Source organism: Roseibium sp. FZY0029, assembly GCF_036350355.1.
Taxonomy (GTDB): domain Bacteria; phylum Pseudomonadota; class Alphaproteobacteria; order Rhizobiales; family Stappiaceae; genus Roseibium.
Genome location: NZ_JAZDVZ010000010.1, coordinates 143,186 through 163,631 on the forward strand (window position 1 = coordinate 143,186; position 20,446 = coordinate 163,631).

Consider the following 20,446-nt stretch of genomic DNA (forward strand, 5'->3'; position numbering starts at 1 on the left):
AGGCAGAACAAAACACCCGCAGCACCGGCACCTTACGTCAGATGCCATTCCTAGCACGGTACTGGGGCGAAATTCGGAAAAGCTTGTAACGACTTGTATCGGACCGTACCGTTTACAGCGGAAAGCGGACATGCCGCGCTGTCAGCAGCTTCCCTTTGCCGCAGCCACCCAAAAGCCGCACCTTCACCAAAGACCAAACGTAAGGCAGCCATGAAAAAACCCGGCACCTCTCGGTACCGGGTCTTTCCGCATCGGTTGCGGGCTGGCTTAGAACTTGTAGCCGATACCCATACGAACCTGCGAATTGTTGAAATCCGAGCTCACGCCGGTTCCGTTCAGGTTGAAATCCTGCTCGCCGAAGTCCTGGTAGACGTATTCCAGCTTGGCGGTAACGTTGTTGGTGATGGCTGCTTCGCCACCTGCACCCAGCGTCCAGCCGAGGGCCGTTTTGCTGTCGGTGTCGCCATTGCCGGAAACTTCCAGATCGGCAATCGCCAGACCGCCGGCACCATAGACCAGGTAACGGTCGAAGGCGTAACCGACACGGCCACGGAAATTGGAGTTCCAGTCAGACTTGGACCGAAGGGTCAAGCCGCCGTTGGACTTGGATTTTTCCAGGTCGGTCAGGCTGAAGTCGGCTTCCGCACCGACGACGATGTTCGGCGTCACCTGGAAATTGTAACCGGTGTAAAGACCGCCGGCGATGCCGTTGGCATCCACTCCAAGCCCGGTGTTGTTGCCGGCCTTGTTGTCGAATTGGCCGAACGCCCAGCCGAGATTGCCACCGACATAAAGGCCGGTCCAATCGATGCTTTGCTGCGGAGCCGGAACCGCCTCATAGGCCGGTGCCGGCGACTGCGGCAGATCCGCAGCCAGGACAGGCGCCGATGCGGTTGCCGCAGCTGTCAGGGCCATGCCAGCAAGTGCAAGACGTTTCATTTGAGTACTCCAGATCCACTTTATCCATTAGTGCTTAGGCCGGTAATCAGCCGGCCATGTGCGAGTTGGACGGGACAATAGCCGCGCCCTCACTCTCCCCCATCACAAAGATATGGAGATCGTTTGTGGCGGATCAGGATTGAGAATGGGGAGTTTTGATGACGAATGGAGGCAACATTCTGACAGGATGAAAGACCCGTAAAGACAATTGCAATTTGCATGCACAAACCCCATTTGGCCGGTAGAAAGATCCTTGTCCGCGGCTTTCCCCTCACCGATCTATTGCGTATAAGGCGCCAAGTTGAACTTTGGCGCTGCCACATTGAAGCCGCCTTTGACGACTGAACCTGACCCGAACCGGAATTTCGTAAATGCTCTTTGACTACATAAGCCTCGCAGGCGGACTTGTTGTTCTGATTATCGCCGGCGATGTCTTGGTCAGGGGTTCTGTCGGAATTGCCCAGCGTCTCGGTATTCCCAATCTGGTCATCGGCCTGACCATCGTCGCCTTCGGCACATCGGCTCCCGAACTCGTCATTTCCCTGAAAGCAGCCTTGGAAGGCGCAGGCGGCATTGCCATCGGCAACGTGGTCGGGTCCAACATCGCCAACGTGCTTCTGGTTCTGGGCATGCCCGCGCTGATCGCGGCAACGCCTTGCGGCGAAACCGGGGCAACGCGCAACGCACTGTTCATGGTGGCCGTCACCATCGTTTTCATGGCGCTTTGTTTCTTCACCCCCATCGGCCTCACCGCCGGGGTCATTCTTCTGGCACTGCTCGGTGTCTTCCTCGCAGCCTCAACGATGATGGCGCGCAAGCACAGAAAAGAGCAAATGGCGATTGCCGCGGCCTCCGCAGGTGCTGCGGCCGCTGAAATCGAGGTGGAGGACGACGACGGCCTGGACGATGTCGAGGACGTTCCGGACTCCATCTGGATCGCGCTGGCCTATATCGTGCTCGGCCTGGTTGGCCTGCCGCTCGGTGCACATTTCACCATCAGTGGGGCAACGTCGATCGCAACCTCCTGGGGCGTCAGTGAAGCCGTGATCGGCCTGACGGTCATCGCGCTCGGCACGTCCCTGCCGGAGCTGGCCACCACCGTCATGGCGGCCATCCGTCAGCATGGCGCCGTCGCCATCGGCAACGTCATCGGCTCAAACGTCTTCAATCTTCTTGCGATCATAGGCATCACCGCGGTCATCGTTCCCATCGACGTGCCACAGGAAGTTCTTAAGCTGGATATCTGGGTGATGCTGGCCTGTGCGATCCTGCTGACAATCCTGGCCGGAATGCGCATCTGCCTTGGTCGCGTCTCCGGCGCCGTCATGACGACGGCCTATTGCGCCTATATCGCCACCGTTTATGTGCTGGGGCACACCTCCTGAAAGCCCTTTTTGCAGCCTTGTTGGCAGCAGAGCCGCGCTTCGCTGCGCCCGCCTCTTTCCCTATTGCCTTGCGCGGCTTAAATGTCTGGCATGCAGGACGATACTGATTCTGAAAAAAGCGCCGTAGCAGCGCCGGAGACCGGCAAAGCCCCCGCACGCAAGGGCGTCGAGGTCATCGCCGACGAGGTCAAGCGGCTGCCCAACGGACCGGGCGTCTACCGGATGCTGGACGAGAACGGCGAGGTTCTCTACGTCGGCAAGGCGCGCAGCCTCAAGAAACGGGTCACCAGCTACACACGCCTGCAGGGCCAGTCCAACCGGATCATGCGCATGATCCTGGCGACAGCGGCGATGGAATTCGTCGTCACGCAGACAGAGCCGGAAGCGCTGCTTCTGGAAGCCAACCTGATCAAGCGTCTGCGCCCACGGTTCAACGTGCTGCTGCGCGACGACAAGTCCTTTCCCTATATTCTGGTGACCGGCGACCATGAATCCCCCGCCATCGTCAAGCACCGCGGTGCGCGCAAGCGCAAGGGCGACTACTTCGGCCCCTTCGCCTCCGCAGGCGCTGTAGACCGCACCATCAACGCGCTCCAGAAGGCCTTCCTGATCCGGACCTGTTCGGACAGCTACTACGAGAACCGTTCCCGCCCCTGCCTGCAGTATCAGATCAAGCGTTGCGCCGGCCCCTGCACCGGCGAAATCGATCCGGCGGATTATGCCGGCCTCGTTTCCGAGGCCAAGGCGTTCCTGTCCGGGCGCAGCCAGTTGATCAAGACCCAGCTTGCCCAGCAGATGGAAGCCGCCTCTGCCGATCTGGAGTTCGAGCGCGCCGCCATCTACCGGGACCGCCTGTCGGCGCTGTCACACATTCAGGCGCATCAGGGCATCAACCCGCAATCGGTCGAGGAAGCCGACGTTTTCGCCATCCACCAGGAAGGCGGCCAGACCTGCGTGCAGGTGTTCTTTTTCCGCACCGGCCAGAACTGGGGCAACCGGGCCTATTTTCCCAAGGCCGACAAGTCCTTTGAGGAAGCCGATATTCTGGAAAGCTTCCTGGCGCAGTTTTATGACGACAAGCCCGCGCCCCGGCAGATCCTGCTGTCCCACGAACTGAGCGAACAGGACCTGCTTGCCCAGGCTCTCACCGAAAGGACGGGCCGCAAGGTCGATGTCGCCTGCCCCAAACGCGGGGAAAAGAAGGAACTGGTCGACCACGCGCTCACCAATGCGCGCGAAGCTCTTGGCCGCAGGCTGGCGGAAACCTCCAGTCAGGCTCGTCTGCTGAAAGGCGTTGCGGAAGCTTTCGACCTGCCCCAACCGCCGCGCCGGATCGAGGTCTACGACAACTCCCACATCATGGGCACCAATGCGGTGGGCGGCATGATCGTCGCCGGCCTGGAAGGCTTCGCCAAGGGCCAGTACCGCAAGTTCAACATCAAGTCGGAAGATCTTGTCCCCGGTGACGACTACGGCATGATGCGCGAAGTGCTGACCCGTCGGTTCTCCCGGTTGTTGAAGGAACACGCCCGCGAAGACAGCAAGCCGCAGGCGGACGATTCCGCCCTCGAAGACGGCGAGGACAGCGATCTGGAAACGGCCCCCACTGACACCGGCGTACCGGCCTGGCCGGAACTGGTGCTCATCGACGGTGGCCAGGGCCAATTGACCGCAGCGCGCGAAACGCTGGAAAGCCTCGGCATCACCGATGTCCCGCTGGTCGGCATTGCAAAGGGGCCGGACCGGGATGCCGGACGGGAGAAATTCTTCATCCCCGGCCGTCAGTCCTTCATGCTGCCCGAGCGTGACCCGGTGCTTTATTTCGTCCAGCGTCTGCGCGACGAGGCCCACCGCTTTGCCATCGGCAGCCACAGGGCCCGCCGCAAGAAGGACATTACCAAAAACCCGCTCGATGAGATTGCAGGCGTTGGTCCGACGCGCAAAAAGGCGCTTCTGCGTCACTTCGGCACGGCCAAGGCTGTCTCCAAGGCGGGCGTCGATGATCTTGCCGCCGTACCGGGCATTTCCGAAGCGATTGCCAAACTGGTCTATGACCATTTTCATGAATAGGACGCCGCGCCGGCCTTTCCGCCCTGCTAAAGAATTCGCCAAAGCCAAGGAAGCCTTAGAGTGTCAAACCCGTTGGAAGCCGCGCTTCGGTGCATCGACGCGAAGGATTACGGCATGGCGCTGGAGATCCTGACCAATCTCAATGCAGCCAACCCGCGCGACCCGCAGGTCAACCACTGGCTTGGTGTCATCTATCTGACCCATGGACACGCCGCCCGGGCAATCGATCATCTTCAAGCCGCCGCGAAAGTCGCCAAGAAGGAAGCCGTGATTTTCGCGACGCTGGCGGATGCTCTCACCCTCGACAACCGCTTCGAGGAAGCCCTCCCCCATGCGCGCAAGGCGGTCGCCCTCGACGGCAAGTCCGAATTCGCCCACCGGACCCTGGGCGAGATCTACGCCAGGCTGCGGCGGCCCGTCATGGCCGAACATGCCTTCCAGCACGCGCTTGCCATCAACGAAGCATCGGCCATCGCGCACCTGGCGCTCTCGCGGCTGAAGGTCTCGCTCGGCAAGATGGACGAGGCCGAAACCCATTTCCGCCGCGCGCTGGAGCTTGCCCCCGAAGAACCTTCCGTTCTCATCAGCGCAAGGGACCTCTCCGACATTGGCCTGAAACGGGAAGCGCTGGAAAAGATCGAGCCGTTGCTGGATGATGCAGACAAGCCGATGGCCACGGTCGAGCGGGCAAGGCTCGCCTTTACCGCCGGCAAGATCTGCGACGACACCGGCGACATTCCCAAGGCCTTTCATTACCTCGGCCTGCATCGGAGCGAGCTTTACGGCCACTATGATGCCGGCCGGCAGGAACGCCATGTCGAAACGTGCCGGGAGGTCTTTTCAAAACAGTTCTTCGACGACCGCAAGGACTTCGCCCTCACCAGCGACAGGCCCGTCTTCGTCTTTGGCATGCCACGCTCCGGCACATCGCTGGTGGAGGCCATCCTCTCTGCCCACCCGAAGGCAACGGCCGCAGGCGAACTCAGTTTTTTTGACGAACAGATCGACGCTCTGACGGCGGGTCTCGCCGGCGACACCGCCTTCTTTGACGCCGCCATGGCACTCGACCGCAAGACCGCCCAGCGCATTGGCCGCAAGTACCTGACGATGCTCGACGGCTTCAGCAGGAAAAGCGCCCGCGTGATCGATAAGATGCCTCAGAATTTCGAGCATCTGTGGTTGATCGCACTGCTGTTTCCAAATGCGCATTTCTGCCATGTCAGCCGCAACCCGGCCGATACCTGCGTCTCGATCTACATGACCCCTCTCCCCGGCAAGCACGGTTACTGTGAAAGCCAGCAATCGCTCGCCCACTACTACGGGCAGTACAGGAAACTGATGACGCACTGGGGGGATGTTCTGCCGGTCGCGATCCGTGACCAGTCCTACGAGGCGCTGGTAAACGCCCCGGACCAGGAACGCCCGGCCCTGGTCACCCACACCGGGCTGGCCTGGGACGATGCCTGCCGCCATCACGAAACGAACGAAGCGCAGGTATTTACCTTCTCCATGGCCCAGGTCAGGCAACCCATTCATACAGGGGCCGTGAACCGCTTCGAAAAATACCGGGATCACATCGGCCCGCTTCTGGAGGGACTTGCAGGGATCGAAACCTGACACCGAAGGGTTGCATCTTCTGGCTGGTTTATCACAAGCTGTAGCGATCAACCGGCACCCGGCACGCCTTATACGCGTACAGGAAACGGGTGCATTCGCGATACCAGCCGCCTGCGCGGTGCAAGCCACCGGACCAAGATGCACGCAGATCCCACCGATCAAGCTTTTGCTCTTCTTCAAACTGGCCAGTTCAGCCGTGCGCAGGCACTGCTTCAGGCTTTGCTTGCGAAAGAGCCGCACAACGCCCGCGCACGCTACGGCCTTGGCCTCGCCTGCCTTTCCTTCGGCGAGACAGCGGCGGCGATCCCTCATCTGGAAAAGGCCGCAAAATTCGCGAAAAAGGAGGCAGTGGTGCACACCACGCTTGCAAGTGCGCTCAACATCGAGAGGCGCAGCGAGGAAGCCTTGCCGCACGCTCGAAAAGGAGCGTCTCTCGCCCCGGGATCGGAATACGCGCATCGCGTCCTGGGCGAGGTCTATGCCGACCTTCGACGCTCCGAACCTGCCCGCCAGGCCTTCGCGCAGGCGCTCAAGGCCGATCCGCAGTCGCCGCGTGCACACCTCGGCCTGTTTGAACTGGAAATGACGCTTGGCAATCGGGATCTTGCTGAAAACCATATTCGCGTCGCCCTCTCGAAGGCGCCTTCCGATCCTGCAATCCTGACCGCGGCCTCCGAGGTTGAGGACGAAACCCTGAGGGAAAGGGTCCTTGAGGGAATCGAACGGCATCTTTCGGAAATGCCTGAAGGTACGGCCTCCCCGGAGGTCACCCGTCTTGCCTTTGCCGCAGGCAAGATCTGCGATGCTGCAGGCGACACCGGCAAGGCATTTTCCTTTTTCGACAATTACCGGACGGGCCTTTATCCCGCTCACGACGCGGACGTCCAACAAACCTTCGTGGAAACCTGTAAAACCGTCTTTGACCGGGACTTCTTCGAACAGCGAGAAGACTGGGCGCTTTCAAGCGACAGACCGGTTTTCGTTTTCGGCATGCCCCGCTCGGGCACGACCCTTGTCGAGCGGATCATCGGCCGGCATCCGGCTGCCCGGGCCGCAGGCGAGCTTCAGTTCCTACCGGATCGGATTCATGACCTGACAACCGGCCGGAGACACGGCCGGCACCTTTTCGAAGCTGCCTGTCAGATGACACGGCAGGAGGCTCAGCGCATCGGCCGCCGTTATCTCACCCATCTGGAGGATATCGACAAGAGAGCGCACCGCGTGATCGACAAGATGCCCCACAACTTCGAAACGCTGTGGCTTCTCGCCCTTCTTTTCCCGAAGGCCAGCTTCGTGCATGTGACGCGGGGCGCAGAAGACACCTGTCTTTCGATCTACATGACACCGCTTCCGCCACACCATTCCTACAATGAAAGCCAGTCCTCGCTTGGCGGCTATTTCAATCACTACCTTGCTCTGATGGCCCATTGGTCAGAGGTTCTGCCGGTTGCCTTGAGGCATCAGTCCTATGAAAGCCTGGTGAGCGACACGGAACCGGAAAGCCGGGCATTGATCACCCACACCGGCCTGGACTGGGACGACGACTGCCTGACGCCCCCTGATGAGACCACCCAGATCTTCACCTTCAGCCGCGAGCAGGCACGCCGTCCGGTCTATGCCTCTTCTGTCGGCCGCTGGAAGGCTTATCAAGCGCATATCCAGCCGCTTCTGACAGCGCTGGAAGCCGACGGAACCTGATCTCACGGCAAAACAGGTCGCACCTTTTGCGCAGTCCGTGCTAAGCACAGCCGCCTACTCAAGAAATCGGACACAGGCTGCCATGTTTCGAAAGCCCCAGGCTAAACCGCGTTCCGTGATCCACAGCGCACTGTCCCTGATCGGGTGGTGCGGCAGCCTTGGTGCCATTGCGGTCTGCGTGCTGGGTCTGCTGGCGTTTCTGGCGCCGGACATCTGGTTCGCAGACAACATGAGCTTTTTCCTGCGGCAGTTTCTGGCCGCTGGCCTCGCTGGTTGCCTGGCCGGTGCGGCCGGTTTCCTGGTTCGGCACCGTCTCCGTCTGATCTACCGGGTAACCTGGGTGCTGGCTCTTGCCGCCTTTCTCAGCCTTGCCGGGCTGACAGGCGCACGCACCCTCGCCAATACCAAGCCTCTCGGCCCTGCCGCTCCGGGCGACCGCCCGCTCAAGGTCGTCTCGATTAATCTCGAACATCTGTTTCTGGGCGACAAGGTCTTGCAGGCCTTTCTGGAAAAGGAGCAGCCGGACGTTGTGGTCTTCCAGGAAGTGCTGTGGTGGCTGCAGGAACGCCGCTGGCAGCGCCTCGGCCTGCCGGTTGGCGGAGCAGGACAGAACGGATTCCCAGACTATCTGAAAGTGGGTGATCTCGGCGGTCTTGCCGTCTACTCCCGCTTTCCGGTGTCCGACGAGGAAACCCGCGTCATCTCCGGCGATGTGCCTCCCGGTGCCAACGTCTATTACGACGGCGACAGGGAGCTTCTGTCGCTCTCCCTCGACACGGGGGCTGCGCCCCTGCATCTGCTGGTCATTCATCCCGACAGCCCGCGCTCGAAGACCCGCTGGGAAAACAAGCGCCGCTATTTCGATGAGGCCGACGCTGTCATCGACACTCTGAAGGCCGGCAACGGCACCAACATTCTGGCAATCGGCGACTGGAACAGTTCGCCCTGGTCCGCACGGTTCCAGCAGACCCTTGAACGCAACGGGCTGAAGACCGCCTATCCGGATGGCTGGCCCCAGACAACACGTTTCTTCTTCGACTACAGCCTGCACTGGATCCTCGGCGCACCCGTCGACCAGTTTGCCGTCTCCAGGGACATTCAGATCGTCAACGTGTCCCTTGGGCCCGATATCGGTTCCGATCATCTGCCGCTCATCGTGGAGATCGCCCAGACGCCAGCGAACTGAATCCGGCAATCGGCCCCGGTACCTGAAATTGAGATATTGGCTGTGACTTCAACCGGAAAGTGTTTGAGGCCTCGGGTTGTTTCCTGAAAACTGCCCGAAACTTCAAGACCGATTCACAAAGTTCCGCATGGCCAAACTCTATTTCAACTACTCCTCGATGAATGCCGGCAAGTCGACCGTCCTGCTGCAGGCTGCCTATAACTACGAGGAGCGCGGGATGACCACGCTGCTCCTGATCGCCGCCTTCGACGATCGGGCCGGCAAGGGCCGGATAGCCTCGCGCATCGGGTTGGGGGCGGATGCCGATGTCTTCAACTCATCCGACAATGTGTTTGAACACATCCTGCGTGCCAACGAAGCGCAAAAGGTCGATGCGGTCTTCGTCGATGAAGCCCAGTTTCTGACGGAAGACCAGGTCTGGCAGCTCGCCCGGGCGGCCGACATGCTGCGTATACCGGTGATGTGCTTCGGTCTCAGAACGGATTTTCAGGGAAAGCTGTTTCCCGGCAGCGCCGCTTTGCTGGCGCTTGCCGATAATCTGAAGGAAATCAAGACCATCTGCTGGTGCGGGCGCAAGGCAACCATGGTTGCCCGGTTGGATGCGGACGGCAAGATCGTCGAAGAAGGCGACCAGGTCGTCATCGGTGGCAATGACAAGTACGTCTCGCTCTGCCGCCGGCACTGGTCCGAGCGGGATCTAGGTCCGGCCTGACCCTCCGCGCCCGTTCAACCCAGGTCTAAAGGCTGGCGCTGTCCCCTTCGACAATACGGCTGACCAGATCCCGGCTGTTGCGGGCCTCGTAGGCTGCAATCCGCTCGATGAAAGCCCGCAGCCTACCGGTCGCGGCAGTGGCATCGACGGCAAGATCGTGCATGTGCCAGCGCACCATCCGCCAGTAGCTGGCGGAGAAGGCATCCTGGAGAATGGGGTCCGGGATCAGTCCGGACAGCAGGCCGTGCAGCCGGCTTTTGACATCGTATTGAAGGCCCCGGTCGTCCTCGCCGACCATCGAGGCGATGCCGCCCAGCGCCAGAATGTCGGAATGCTGCGCAATCGACAGGTCTGGCAGGTCCTGCAGCAGCGCCGCCTGCAGGATGCCCTTGTGTGTCAGGGTATCGCGCTTGCGCTGTGCTTCCTGCAGGGCGACGACGACCGTTCCGACACCGCTTCTGGTTTCCACCAGCCTCTCGTAGGCCAGTCTTTGCAGGATCTGCCGGATCGGCGTTCTGGACATGCCGTATTGCGCCGTCAGGGCGGTCTCGTGGAGCACCAGGTCTTCGCCGGGCTGCGCCATGCAGATGTTCCGCCGCAGGTCGTCGAGTGTCCGGGTGTGTTTCGTATCGAAATGGGAGGACTGGTTCATCGGGTCATCATGTCCAATTGGTATAAAGCACGGTTTACGTCGCATCGATATACCTGTATACAAGTTTGGTAATCTCACCAGTATACATGCAGGATCATGATTCCACCAAGCCCACCCCCTCCGGCAGAGAAGCACCTGCACCTCTCGGACATCGCCGTGGTCGGAGGGCTTGTGCTCGTTCTGGCACTGGCGGTCTTCAACGTTCTGGCCAATATGGAAGCCGCCGGGGTCAGCCCCGGCTTCGGATTTCTGGTCCAGGAAGCCGGGTTCGACGTCAGCGGCTCGCTGATCCCTTATTCCCCCGGCGACAGCTATGCCCGCGTCATCCTGGTCGGATTGGCAAACACTGTATTCCTGGCGGCTGTCTGCCTGGTTCTTGCGACCGTGATCGGCGTTGTCTTCGGGCTTGTCAGCGTCGGCCCCAGCCCGATCGGACGCGCCCTGGCTCTGGCCTATGTCGAAGTCTTCCGCAACCTGCCCAAGCTGCTTGTCCTGCTGATCCTGTTCGTCCTGGCCGTCAACGGCCTGCCGCATGTTCGCGAGGCGATCTCGGTGGGCCCGTTCCATCTCTCCAACCGCTCCGTCAATTTTCCGGTCGTGGTCTCTAACCAGAGAATGTGGTTTGCCGTCGCGGCGGCTGTTTTCGGACTGGGCATCGGCTTTTTGTGGCGCGCGCGTCAGAAACTGGCGGGCCGCCGGAGTGGAGCGGCGGAAACCGTTGCGATCAACCTCTTGCCAATCGCCCTGCCGCTGCTGGCGATCCTTGTCTTCCAGGTCCCGGTAACGGTGTCCGTTCCCGAATTGAAGGGATTTGATTTTCAGGGCGGCGGACGGCTGTCGCTGCAATTCGTGGTCATCGCCGCTACGCTCGGCATCTACCACGGCGCCCAGATCGCGGAAGTGGTCCGCGGCGGCCTTCTGGCCATTCCGAAAGGCCAGACGGAGGCTGCAAAGGCGCTGGGCCTGACGCCCTGGCAGTCGATCCGCCTGATCGTCCTGCCTCAGGTGATCCGGATCGTCATCCCGCCAATGAACAACCAGTATGTCAATCTGGTCAAGAACACCTCCATTGCCATCGCGGTCGGTTATTCCGATCTGATGTCGGTCTCCGGCACCATCATCAACCAGAGCTTCAAGCCGCTGGAAATGATGCTGATCACCATGGGGCTCTACCTTGCCCTGTGTCTCGGCCTGACCACTACCTTTAACCGCTACCATCGTCGCCTGACCAGGCGCGAGACAAGGTGACCGAATGAACTTCACCTTCGCGGCGCATCTGCGCACTGGCCTCAGGGAGGGGTTTTCGTCACCGCTGGCAGCTGCCCTGTCCCTGTTGACCGGGGGTCTGATCGCCGCAATTGCCTGGGTCTCGATCCGATGGCTGTTGCTGGAGGCCGTCTGGCCCTGGCAGGAGGCCGATGCCTGCCGTGAGACGGCAGGTCTCTGCTGGCCCTTCCTGACGGAAAAGGTCCGGCTTATTCTGTTCGGCACCTACCCCTACGACCTGCAGGCCCGCCCGGCAGCCGTCTCTGTGATGTTATGCCTCCTGGCCATCCTGACCTGCCGGCAGATGGTCGGCAAACCGCCCCGGCTCAATGCCGGGCAACTGGCAGCGATCTGGGTCCTTGTCATCGGATTGTCCTTCGTCCTAATGGGCGGCGGTGTTTTCGGCCTTCAGGCCGTCGACCCGGTGCGCTGGAACGGCTTGCCCATTCTTCTGATCCTGTCGATCGTCGCCGTTGCGCTTGCCTTTCCGCTTGGCGTCCTGCTGACGCTCGCCCGCGTGCAGACCTCCCATCCGATCCTCGCACTCCTTGCCTCTTCCTATGTGGAGATCACCCGCGGGGTCCCGATGCTGACGGTGCTGTTCGTCGGCATTTTCGTGCTGCCTCTGACGCTGCCGGCAGGCGTCAGCATTTCTCCGGTCATGGCAACACTGGTGGCACTGGTGTTCTTCCATGCGTCCTATTTCGCGGAAGATATCCGCGGCGGTCTTCTCTCCCTGCCTGCTGGACAGGGCGAAGCGGCCAATTCGCTCGGCATGACCTACTGGCAGGCCACCCGGCTTGTCGTGCTGCCACAAGCCATCCGCCGCAGCCTGCCCTCTCTCGTGAACAGTCTCATCGGGGCCTACAAGGACACCTCCCTCGTTGTCGTCGTCGGCATTCACGACCTGACCGCGACCGCCCGCATGTCCTTCGGCGATCCGGAATGGCGGGACAACGCCCTGGAAGCCTATGTGCTTGTCGGCCTGTGGTTCTTTCTGTCCTGCGCCTACCTGTCCGGCATCGGCCGGCAGCTTCATCGCAATTCCGCTTCCTGACGATCTATCCGCAAAGGCGATAGCCGTCTGGTTGCCAGCAGAAAGTCTTTCTTCTGTCCCGTAGACAGACGTCAAGAAACTGTTACAATGTACCTGTATACAGGTATTGAGGTATAGAAATTTCTCGACCAGTGTGAAGGGATGACCGCAATGAAAAATCTCCTGTCCTCAGTCGCCGCACTCACGGCGGCCTTTTTCGCAACTCCGGCTCTGTCCGGTCCGGTACTTGACGACATCATCGCCAAAGATAAGCTGATCTGCCTTGTAAACCCGAATTCGCCCGGCTTTTCGGTTCCCGACAGCCAGGGCGTCTTCCAGGGATTCAACACCGACTTCTGCCGCATGGCCGCCGCCGCGATACTCGGCGACGCCACCAAGGCCGACATTCGCGGGATCGGCTTTTCCGACTCCATGAAGACGATTGTTGCCGACGGCGCTCACATGGCCTCGCGCTCGATCACCGCCACTGGCACGCGTGACGCCGACCCCGGCCTGGCCTTCGTCGCAACGACCTTTTTTGACGGTCAGGGTTTCATGGTGCCCAAGACGCTCGGCGTCTCCAGCGCCACTGAGCTCAACGGTGCGACGGTCTGCGCCGAGGACGGCTCCACCACGCTTCTCAACATCGCCGACTGGTTCGGCGACCGCGATATCCAGTATCGTGTCGAGAACATTGCCGACAAGACCGCCCGGCTCGAGGCTTTCTTCTCCGGCAAATGCGATGTCTACGCCTCGGATGTGACCGCGCTTCTCAGCGACCGCCTGCTGTCCGACACCCCGGAAGCCTACACGATCCTGCCGGAAGTGATCTCGGCCGAACCGCTGACGCTGGTGACCCAGCCAGATCAGGCTCTCGAGGCAGCCGTCTTCTGGGCGTTTCAGGTCATGCTGAATGCCGATATCCTGGGTATCACCTCGAAAAATGTCACGGCAATCGTCGAGGGTCTGGAGAGCCAGCCCAAGGCGGTTCAGCGCCTTTTTGCCGAAGACAGCGCAGCGGCGGAAATGGCCGGCAAGCTGGGCTTGCCGAAGGATTGGGCCTTCCAGGTCATCAGCCAGGTCGGTGCCTATTCCGAGGTCTTCGAGCGTCACCTGGGCAAGGAAACCCCGTTCGGGATCGACCTCTCGGAAACCGCCAATGCCCTGGTGAGTGACGGCGGCCAGATGTACGCCTACCCGATCCGCTAAACAAAATGCCGGCGGGTGCGGAGCTGTCATCCGCCGGCGATCGTCACAAGCATGACAGGAATGCTAGGATAACCACGGAAAGACATTGATGGAAAAATACCCCCCTGACCTTCGAGCCCGGCTGATGGAGGACGACACAAGCATTCGAACCGTTATTGCCTGCCCCGGCGGCGGGCATATTGCGACGCTCGGATTTCCCGGACTGGCCTTCGACGTTCAGGGCAATGCCTATGTTGACAGCGAACGCATGGCCGCGACTCTGTCTTCGCCCGCGCTCGCCGCCTGCGGCCTTCTGATCGTGCTCGTGGAATTCGGGGAAGTGCCTGAAGAGGCCTGGGGACTGCTGACGCAGACAGCGGCTGCAAGATCGATCCGGATCGTCCATCTGCCGATCAAGGACTACGAAGCACCCGATGGAGCTTTCATGGACCACTGGACCGAAATCGATCCCGAGATCCGCGCCCTGCTGACATCCGGAGGAACGGTGGCCCTGTCGTGCCACTATGGCGCTGGCCGCTCCGGAACGGTCGCTGCCAGCATGCTGATCGAACGGGGCCTTTCCCCGGCAGATGCCATCAAGACCGTCCGTGCCGGATTTGCCGATTCCATCGAAAGCGAAAAGCAGCTCCAGTGGCTGCACGGAAGGGAGCGCGCCGCCTGACCCGCCGCCCGCAGAAGACAGGCTTCACTTTGTTATGGACAACAGCCACCTGACCGGGAAAATCGTTAAGCCCGTCAGGAAGCCCGGCCATTTGCATATCCGCCGGGCCATCCCGGACGACAGGTTCGGTATCAGGAAAATTTGAGGTCAGCATATGCTTCAGGAATTTCGGGACTTTATCGCCAAAGGCAACGTCATGGACCTTGCCGTCGGCATCATCATCGGCGCAGCCTTCACCGCCATTGTCACCAGTCTGGTCAATGACCTGATCAACCCGATTATCGGGCTCATCATCGGCGGCATCGATTTCACGTCGATGTATGTCGTTCTGTCGGGAGACGTTCCCGCAGGCACCGGCCTTGCCGCCGCTCGTGAAAGCGGTGCCGCTGTGTTCGCCTATGGCGCCTTCCTCACATCCTGCATCAACTTCCTGATCATCGCATTCGTCGTCTTCATGCTGGTGAAGTCGGTCAACCGGATCAAGTCGATGGCGGAAAAGCCGGACGACGTCGAGCCGGAGGTCAAGACCGGCCCATCGGAAATCGATGTCCTGATTGAGATTCGCGACGAGCTGAAATCGGCCAAGCCGTCGGCCTGACAGCGCCCTCGCAACGCGGCCGCGTTGCCGCTACGCGTCGTCGTCCCGGTATTGCCGGGGCGAACGGCCGAATGCGTTTCGAAACAGCGTCGAAAAATGCTGCAGATTGTTGTACCCGCAGCGGATCGCGATTTCGCTGATCGACAGCGCTGCAAATCGCGGATCACGCAACGCCGCCGCAACGACCTCCAGCCGTTTCTGACGGATTTCTCCCGCAATGGAAGAGCCTTCGCACTGGAAGATCGCGTTGAGACGCCGCACTGAAAGTCCGGTGGCCAACGCCACCTGGTTCCGATCCAGCTCCGGATCGTGAATATAGTGCGCAATGAAACTGCGCGCCCGGAGCAGGATCTGCCGATCGAAAGAGGACAGCGACAGCTCGCTCGTCCGGCTGCCGGCCAGCCCGGTCGCCACCAGATCAAGAAGTGTCTCTTGCAGTGTGGCGGCAAAGATCGGCGAACTGCTGTTCAGATGAGCGGAAAACGCCAGCATACTTTCCCGCACCAGACGGCCAATGTCACTTTGGCCATCGACCCAGGTTCCGCCGAGCGTTTCGGCGAAAGGCAGGCGGGAGAGCAGACTTGCCTTCGAAAACTGCAGCACCGTCTGCGAAAAGGGCTCCGTCAGATCCAGGCAATAAGGCTGGGTGCTGTCGTAGATCACCATGTCACCAGGACGGAGAACCGAGGTTTTTCCGAACTGTGTCAGACGCGAAGTATTTGCGGTCTGCAGACTGACAAGGAAATCTGCTTCGGAGGCAGCGCGGATGTCGCTCGGACGCCGTATCACCCTGTGCGGTGTTCCCGACACCCTGGAGACGGACAGGGCCGAATGACGCTCGATATCCAGACTGCCTGCAAAGCCCGGGTCGTCTCCGGCTTCACAGCCCAGTTGCACATACGACGCACAGACCGCTTCCCGCCAGTAGGCGAACCGATCGCGCGGTGCGATATGCGCAGTGCTGTATGAGGCCTGGCCGCTCATATGCGTTTCCATGTTCGACCGGTCGATTTTCGGCAGTCCGCCCAAAAACGCAAGTTTTTTGGCTCAGGCACAAAAGTATTCCTGCTGTCACTCCGGCAGGCTGGCAGGCCTAGGAGGACATCACATGACCAAGCAATTCAAAGTCGCGGCCGTCCAGGCGGCCCCCTGTTTTCTCGATCTGGAGGCAGGCATCGACAAAGCCGTCCGCCTGATTGGCGAGGCGGCGTCCGCGGGCGCCAGACTGATCGCCTTCAGCGAAACCTGGCTGCCCGGCTATCCCAATTATATCTGGCTCGGGCCAGTTGCCTGGCAGATGCAGTTTGCCGGTCGCTATTTCGAAAACTCCATCGTTGCCGGCTCGGACCACGAAAAACGTCTTGCCGACGCCTGCCGGAAAAACAACATCCAGCTCTCCATGGGCTGTTCGGAACGAGACGGCGGCTCGCTCTATATCGCCCAGTGGCATTTCGATGAGACCGGCAGGGTCGTGAACCGCCGGCGTAAACTGAAGCCCACCCACGTGGAACGCACGGTCTATGGCGAAGGCGACGGCTCAGATCTTGCCGTGGTCGAAACGTCACTTGGCCGCATCGGGCAACTGGCCTGCTGGGAACACCTGCAGCCGCTGTCGAAATACGCCATGTATGCCCAGAACGAGCAGATCCACTGCGCTGCATGGCCCAATCTCCACCTCTACAAGGGCATGGCCTACGCCCTCGGCCACGAAGTCAACAACGCGGCATCGATGATCTACGCGGTCGAAGGCAGTTGTTTCGTTCTTGCTCCATGCTCGCTGGTCACCAAGGACATCCAGGATGAGCTCTGCCAGGGTGATCCGGAAAAGGAGGCCCTGTGCCCGCTTGGTGGTGGTTATACCCGCATCTACGCCCCGGACGGACAGGAAATCGGAACGCAGATTGCCCAGGACGAAGAAGGTCTCGTCTATGCGGAAATCGACCTTGGAATGATCGCCTTCGCCAAGGCAGCCGCCGATCCGGCGGGACACTATGCCAAGCGGGATTCCACCAGACTGCTGCTCAACCGGAAGAAACAGCGCCCCGTCGTCGCCTTCGATGACGCGGCCGGCTGGGAAGATGCAGGCGAGCCTGCAGCAGCACGGCTGAGCCAGAAGGAAGAGCCAGCCGAATAACCACAAACGGGCCGGTGCGGGCTATCTCCGCACCGGCCCCTTGTTGCACGTGTCCAAATTCCCCTGCGCCAATTCCTTGCCCCATGCCTCGCACACACTTTGGGACAACTCCACAAACGGCAATTTGCGCCTTGTCCAGGCGTGGCGGGCACGGCCAATATCAGTTCATGACAGACGAAGACAGCAGCCCACGCTTCCGCATCCGGCTCGTGTTCGGCCCGGACGGAATGATCGGCCCCGGCAAGGCGGAGCTGCTGGAACGAATCCAGCGCACCGGATCGATTGCGGCCGCGGGCCGCGAAATGGGAATGAGCTACAAACGAGCCTGGATGCTTGTGGAAACCCTGAACGCCATGTTCCGCTCCCCTCTGGTGGAACGCAGCCGCGGCGGTGTGAAGGGCGGAGGGGCGCAGATTACCGAGACAGGACTGGCGGTTCTTGAGGAGTATCGTGCGATTGAACTGAAGGCACGTGCCGCGGGAGAACCGCATATCGAAAAACTGAAGACCATGCTGAGCGATATATCCAGCGGAAAATAACGCTTGCCTTCCAGGGTATTTACCCGCGATATTTCCGGAGAAACATATCGAAAGTCCAAGGACCTCGCCGCATGTTCAAGTCCAGTCTAAAAACCCGCCTGCGCTCGCTGGCCGGTGCGGCCGTTCTTGTAGGCCTTGCAGTGGCGCCGACAGTGGCCGCAGCAGACCAGATCACGGTTTTCGCAGCGGCAAGTCTGGCTGACGCCCTCAATGAAATCGAACAACGTTTCGAGGCCGCCACGGGTCACGATCTGGTGATTTCGCTGGCCGGTTCCTCGGCGCTGGCACGGCAGATCCAGCAGGGCGCACCGGCGGACATCTTCATTTCGGCCAACCCGGACTGGATGGATGTCCTGGAGAAAGACGGCCTTCTGAAACCCGACAGCCGGTTTGACCTCCTGAACAATGCCCTCGTCTTGATAGCCCATGGCCGGGAGGCTCAACCGCTCGATATGACTGACCTGGACCTTGCAGGGCTTCTCGGCGACAACCGCCTTGCCATGGCACTGGTCGATGCGGTCCCCGCAGGCATTTACGGCAAGGCGGCGCTGCAAAATCTCGGACTGTGGGACGCAGCGGAGCCCCGGATCGCGCAATCCGACAATGTCCGTTCCGCACTCGCGCTGGTCGCCACGGGCGAAGCCCCCTATGGCATCGTCTATGCCACGGACGCCGTTGCAGAGGACAATGTGACTGTGGTCGGAACCTTCCCGGCAGACAGCCATCCGCCCATCGTCTACCCGGTGGCAGATCTCGCCAATCGCGATGGCTCTGCCGAAGCGGAGTTTCTCACCTATCTCCAGGGACCGGAGGCGCGCGAAGCCTTCGAACGACAGGGGTTCGTCGTGCTCGATCGCTAGGGTGAGGCTCTTCAAGAGGCGCCTACCGAAAGCCCTGGCACCGCCCCCCGCGCTCCTGAGAATGCAATTTCCCGCAAGCTTCACCCGCCTCTCCCCTTGAAGCGCTCCCCCGCCCCTCGTAAAAGGGGGCAAATGAAACGGATTGAGGCCTCAGATGCTCGGCAAGATGTTCAAATCCCTTTTCGGCTCTTCCGGAGACGGTGGCAAAAGCGCGTCGAAGGCAACGACGGTGGACTATGACGGCTATCTGATCGTCGCAGAGCCCCAGCAGGCGAATGGCCAGTGGCAGGTCTGCGGGCGAATTGAAAAACAGGTCGGCGACACGACCAAGGTTCACACCTTCATCCGCGCCGATACGCTGCCGGATGAGGAAGGCGCGAAAAACGAGATGATCCGCAAAGCCAAAATGATGATTGACCAGGTAGGCGATAGCATATTCGATTGACCTGAAAACCGGACCATCTTTGGGGACAGACGTTCCAGGTGCTGCCGCACGGTGTCTTGCGGAGCCTTGTCGCCGGGATCACCCCGAAATCTGAAAGCCGACATGAAACGAAATATTGTCCTGAGCCTGCCCAATCTCCTGACCTATGGGCGCATATTGGCGGTTCCTGCGGTTGCGGTCTGTTTCTATTTCGAAGGCAACACGGCCCGCTGGGTCGCGCTTGCATTGTTCGTTCTGGCGGCGATCACCGATTTCTTCGATGGCTATCTGGCGCGGGCCTGGCAACAGCAGTCCGCGCTCGGGCGCATGCTCGATCCGATTGCCGACAAGCTGCTGGTGTCCGTCAGTTTGCTGATGCTGGCCGGCGATGGAACCATCTATGGCTGGACCATGATTGCGGCGATCATCATCCTGTGCCGGGAAATTCTGGTGTCGGGCCTCCGTGAGTTTCTGGCTGAACTGCAGGTCAGCGTTCCGGTGACCAAGCTTGCCAAATGGAAGACAACCGTTCAGTTGATCGCCGTCGCCTTTCTGCTGGCCGGCCCTGCGGGAGACACCGTGTTTGCCTATACGACGCAAACAGGCCTCGTCGCACTTTGGCTCGCCGCACTCCTCACCCTATATACGGGGTACGACTATTTCCGCGCCGGCATCGGCCACCTGATCACGGAATAGGGCCTTCGGTCCGTCCCTGACAGAACACCACCTGGAGGTTTCATGAACATCCGCTATTTCGCCTGGGTCCGTGAACGGGTCGGCGTGGAAGAGGAAACCATCGAGCTTCCGGCATCGGTCGCCACCGTGGCCGATCTGATCACGCATCTGAAGACGCTCGACGACAACCACGCCGCCGCTTTCGAGGAAGAAGACGCTATTCGTGTCGCCCTCGACCAGATGCACGTTGAAACGGACGCTTCTCTTGGCAATGCCCGGGAAGTTGCTTTCTTTCCGCCCATGACAGGCGGCTGAACGATGCCTGTCACGCCGCTCGTCCGCGTCCAGGCGGAAGACTTCGACCTTCAGGCGGAAAGCCTGCGCCTGACGGAAGGCCGCAAGGACGTTGGCGCATTGGTCACCTTCACTGGTCTGTGCCGGGACGAAGCAGGCACCCTGGCAGCGCTGGAACTGGAACACTACCCCGGCATGGCCGAAGCCGAACTGACCCGGATAGCCGGGGAAGCGGCAACCCGCTGGCCACTGACTGGCCTCACCGTGATCCATCGTTTCGGCAAGATCGCGCCGGGTCACAATATCGTGCTGGTGATCGCAGCCTCCTCCCACCGCAGGGCCGCGTTCGAGGCAGCAGATTTTCTGATGGATTACCTGAAGACCCGCGCCCCTTTCTGGAAGAAGGAACACCCAGCGGAAGGTGGCAGCGGCACCTGGGTCGAAGCGAAAACCGAAGACGACGCGGACGCCGCACGCTGGACCTGAGCCGC

21 protein-coding genes are annotated in these 20,446 nt (G+C 60.7%); 18 read left to right on the forward strand and 3 right to left on the reverse strand.

The annotated features are described in order from the left end of the window. Positions 1-267 precede the first annotated feature (267 nt). Complete coding sequence (locus V1T76_RS24775; RefSeq protein WP_006937548.1) at positions 268-939, reverse strand: outer membrane protein; 672 nt, start codon at positions 937-939, stop codon at positions 268-270. Between the two features lie 371 nt (positions 940-1,310). On the opposite strand from V1T76_RS24775, the gene V1T76_RS24780 reads away from it, so the two are divergent. The 6 genes from V1T76_RS24780 (at position 1,311) to V1T76_RS24805 (ending at position 9,607) form a co-directional block, all read left to right on the forward strand. Continuing rightward, the gene (locus tag V1T76_RS24780; protein ID WP_330563361.1) at positions 1,311-2,324 is read left to right on the forward strand and encodes a calcium/sodium antiporter; all 1,014 of its coding nucleotides are present in this window, start codon (positions 1,311-1,313) and stop codon (positions 2,322-2,324) included. Between the two features lie 90 nt (positions 2,325-2,414). Further along, on the forward strand, positions 2,415-4,394 hold the full coding sequence (uvrC, locus tag V1T76_RS24785; RefSeq protein WP_330563362.1) for an excinuclease ABC subunit UvrC: 1,980 nt from the start codon (positions 2,415-2,417) through the stop codon (positions 4,392-4,394). A 60-nt stretch (positions 4,395-4,454) separates the two neighbouring features. Then, positions 4,455-6,011: a tetratricopeptide repeat-containing sulfotransferase family protein gene (locus V1T76_RS24790; protein ID WP_330563363.1), complete on the forward strand. Its 1,557-nt coding sequence runs from the start codon at positions 4,455-4,457 to the stop codon at positions 6,009-6,011. Between the two features lie 138 nt (positions 6,012-6,149). After that, complete coding sequence (locus V1T76_RS24795) at positions 6,150-7,709, forward strand: tetratricopeptide repeat-containing sulfotransferase family protein (protein ID WP_330563364.1); 1,560 nt, start codon at positions 6,150-6,152, stop codon at positions 7,707-7,709. 115 nt (positions 7,710-7,824) lie between these two features. Beyond that, a complete protein-coding gene (locus V1T76_RS24800) occupies positions 7,825-8,895 on the forward strand; it encodes an endonuclease/exonuclease/phosphatase family protein (RefSeq protein WP_330563365.1) in 1,071 nt (356 codons plus the stop codon). A 127-nt stretch (positions 8,896-9,022) separates the two neighbouring features. Continuing rightward, complete coding sequence (locus tag V1T76_RS24805) at positions 9,023-9,607, forward strand: thymidine kinase (RefSeq protein WP_330563366.1); 585 nt, start codon at positions 9,023-9,025, stop codon at positions 9,605-9,607. Positions 9,608-9,632: 25 nt separating this feature from the next. Here the strand turns inward: V1T76_RS24805 and V1T76_RS24810 are convergent, their stop codons facing one another. Then, positions 9,633-10,259: a GntR family transcriptional regulator gene (locus V1T76_RS24810; RefSeq protein WP_330563367.1), complete on the reverse strand. Its 627-nt coding sequence runs from the start codon at positions 10,257-10,259 to the stop codon at positions 9,633-9,635. A gap of 96 nt (positions 10,260-10,355) precedes the next feature. Between V1T76_RS24810 and V1T76_RS24815 the strand changes: the two genes are divergently transcribed. From V1T76_RS24815 to mscL, 5 genes are all read left to right on the forward strand, one after another. Next, entirely contained in the window at positions 10,356-11,507 is a 1,152-nt protein-coding gene (locus tag V1T76_RS24815; protein ID WP_330563368.1) for an ABC transporter permease subunit, read from the forward strand. 4 nt (positions 11,508-11,511) lie between these two features. Then, a complete protein-coding gene (locus V1T76_RS24820) occupies positions 11,512-12,582 on the forward strand; it encodes an amino acid ABC transporter permease (protein ID WP_330563369.1) in 1,071 nt (356 codons plus the stop codon). Between the two features lie 150 nt (positions 12,583-12,732). Next, positions 12,733-13,770 carry a transporter substrate-binding domain-containing protein gene (locus V1T76_RS24825; protein WP_330563370.1) on the forward strand — a complete coding sequence of 346 codons (1,038 nt, stop codon included), beginning with the start codon at positions 12,733-12,735 and terminating at the stop codon, positions 13,768-13,770. An 88-nt stretch (positions 13,771-13,858) separates the two neighbouring features. Then, complete coding sequence (locus V1T76_RS24830; protein WP_330563371.1) at positions 13,859-14,431, forward strand: phosphatase domain-containing putative toxin; 573 nt, start codon at positions 13,859-13,861, stop codon at positions 14,429-14,431. A 154-nt stretch (positions 14,432-14,585) separates the two neighbouring features. Then, positions 14,586-15,029 (forward strand): large conductance mechanosensitive channel protein MscL, encoded by a 444-nt coding sequence (mscL, locus tag V1T76_RS24835; RefSeq protein ID WP_330563372.1) that lies wholly within the window; start codon positions 14,586-14,588, stop codon positions 15,027-15,029. A 30-nt stretch (positions 15,030-15,059) separates the two neighbouring features. Here mscL and V1T76_RS24840 read toward each other — a convergent pair whose 3' ends face one another. Then, the gene (locus V1T76_RS24840; RefSeq protein ID WP_330563373.1) at positions 15,060-16,013 is read right to left on the reverse strand and encodes a helix-turn-helix domain-containing protein; all 954 of its coding nucleotides are present in this window, start codon (positions 16,011-16,013) and stop codon (positions 15,060-15,062) included. Positions 16,014-16,137: 124 nt separating this feature from the next. On the opposite strand from V1T76_RS24840, the gene V1T76_RS24845 reads away from it, so the two are divergent. The 7 genes from V1T76_RS24845 to V1T76_RS24875 all read left to right on the forward strand — a co-directional run bounded on the left by V1T76_RS24845 (position 16,138) and on the right by V1T76_RS24875 (position 20,441). After that, a complete protein-coding gene (locus V1T76_RS24845; protein ID WP_330563374.1) occupies positions 16,138-17,163 on the forward strand; it encodes a carbon-nitrogen hydrolase family protein in 1,026 nt (341 codons plus the stop codon). A 167-nt stretch (positions 17,164-17,330) separates the two neighbouring features. Continuing rightward, entirely contained in the window at positions 17,331-17,702 is a 372-nt protein-coding gene (locus tag V1T76_RS24850) for a winged helix-turn-helix domain-containing protein (protein ID WP_330563375.1), read from the forward strand. Between the two features lie 71 nt (positions 17,703-17,773). After that, positions 17,774-18,562: a molybdate ABC transporter substrate-binding protein gene (gene modA / locus V1T76_RS24855; protein ID WP_330563376.1), complete on the forward strand. Its 789-nt coding sequence runs from the start codon at positions 17,774-17,776 to the stop codon at positions 18,560-18,562. 154 nt (positions 18,563-18,716) lie between these two features. Next, positions 18,717-19,007: an HlyU family transcriptional regulator gene (locus V1T76_RS24860; protein WP_006937566.1), complete on the forward strand. Its 291-nt coding sequence runs from the start codon at positions 18,717-18,719 to the stop codon at positions 19,005-19,007. Positions 19,008-19,109: 102 nt separating this feature from the next. Further along, positions 19,110-19,682 carry a CDP-diacylglycerol--glycerol-3-phosphate 3-phosphatidyltransferase gene (gene pgsA / locus V1T76_RS24865; protein ID WP_022998065.1) on the forward strand — a complete coding sequence of 191 codons (573 nt, stop codon included), beginning with the start codon at positions 19,110-19,112 and terminating at the stop codon, positions 19,680-19,682. A 42-nt stretch (positions 19,683-19,724) separates the two neighbouring features. Continuing rightward, positions 19,725-19,976 carry a molybdopterin converting factor subunit 1 gene (gene moaD, locus V1T76_RS24870; protein ID WP_330563377.1) on the forward strand — a complete coding sequence of 84 codons (252 nt, stop codon included), beginning with the start codon at positions 19,725-19,727 and terminating at the stop codon, positions 19,974-19,976. 3 nt (positions 19,977-19,979) lie between these two features. Beyond that, positions 19,980-20,441: a molybdenum cofactor biosynthesis protein MoaE gene (locus tag V1T76_RS24875; protein WP_330563378.1), complete on the forward strand. Its 462-nt coding sequence runs from the start codon at positions 19,980-19,982 to the stop codon at positions 20,439-20,441. The last annotated feature ends 5 nt before the right edge of the window (positions 20,442-20,446 follow it).